At 59.7% G+C, this 449-nt stretch carries 1 protein-coding gene; it reads right to left on the bottom strand.

Features of this window, described 5'->3' with window-relative positions:
• A partial coding sequence (locus AAEZ09_RS27905) for a flagellar hook-basal body complex protein (protein ID WP_350601581.1) occupies nt 1-449 on the bottom strand: 449 nt, incomplete at both ends.

Below are 449 nucleotides of genomic sequence, written 5' to 3'. Positions count from 1 at the left end.
AGTCTGCGGTCTGGAGGTTGCCGATGATCTGCGGCTGGGGATTGCCCACCGTCGTCACCGATACCGTGCCGTCTTCGCCAACCGTAAATGTCTGGGTTTCCGGCGGAACCACGATGGCAGGCTCCAGCGCATAACCGTTTGAGGTTACCAACTGACCATCGGAGCTCAGGTGGAAGCTGCCGTCGCGAGAGTAGGAAACCGTTCCATCAGGCAGCAGAACCTGAAAAAAGCCGCGGCCGTTGATAGCCATATCTAGCGGCTGCTCGGTAGTCTGCAAACTGCCCGCGGTGAATATCTTCTGGGTGCCGGTCACCCGTACACCGGTACCCAGCTGAAGGCCCGATGGCAGCTCGCTGTCCTGGCTGGATTGGCCGCCAGGTTGGCGACGAATCTGATACAGCAGGTCCTGAAACTCGGCCCGATCACGCTTGAAGCCAGTGGTGGAAACG

It is taken from the genome of Pseudomonas sp. 65/3-MNA-CIBAN-0223 (assembly GCF_040310425.1).
Lineage (GTDB): Bacteria > Pseudomonadota > Gammaproteobacteria > Pseudomonadales > Pseudomonadaceae > Aquipseudomonas > Aquipseudomonas gregormendelii.
This window is presented reverse-complemented; position numbering and strand designations above follow the sequence as displayed.